1 pseudogene is annotated in these 443 nt (G+C 69.1%); it reads right to left on the bottom strand.

What is annotated here, in order from left to right:
* Positions 1 to 443 (bottom strand): annotated as a pseudogene (locus UYC_RS36910) (hypothetical protein); the annotation flags it as partial.

Raw genomic sequence — 443 nt, 5'->3', positions numbered from 1 at the left:
GTGTCGTCGATGATCGCGTAGCCGGCCAGCAGCAACAGCTGGTAGGAACTCAGGCGGGTGAAGTCGCGCTCGTTGGCGCCGCTGACCTGGCCGGCCTTGGATGGGTCGGCGTAGTCCAGCGGATAGGCGTACAGGATCGCCGGCACCCGCGTGCCTTCCTTGTAGCCCGGCGGCGTGTACAGGGTGAACGACAGCTCCACGCCGTCCTTGCGCTTGTAGGTCACCAGCCGCTTCTTGATCTGCCGCACCAGCGGCGTCGGATCGGGGAAGCGGGTGACCGGCGCGATGGTGGATGCGTAGACCGCTTCGCCCGCCGCCGCGCCGGGCTGCACCTGGCCCAGCGCGCGCAGGTACACGTTCGGCGGATCGGTCGGCGACTGGCGCCAGGTCAGCAGCCGGGTGGTGTCGTCGCCGGCAAACCCGGCGAATACCTCGTCGACGCT

The organism is Chlorogloeopsis fritschii PCC 6912 (assembly GCF_000317285.1).
Lineage (GTDB): Bacteria > Cyanobacteriota > Cyanobacteriia > Cyanobacteriales > Nostocaceae > Chlorogloeopsis > Chlorogloeopsis fritschii.
Note: the sequence above shows the minus strand (reverse complement) of the source record. Positions and strands in the feature narration are given on the sequence as shown.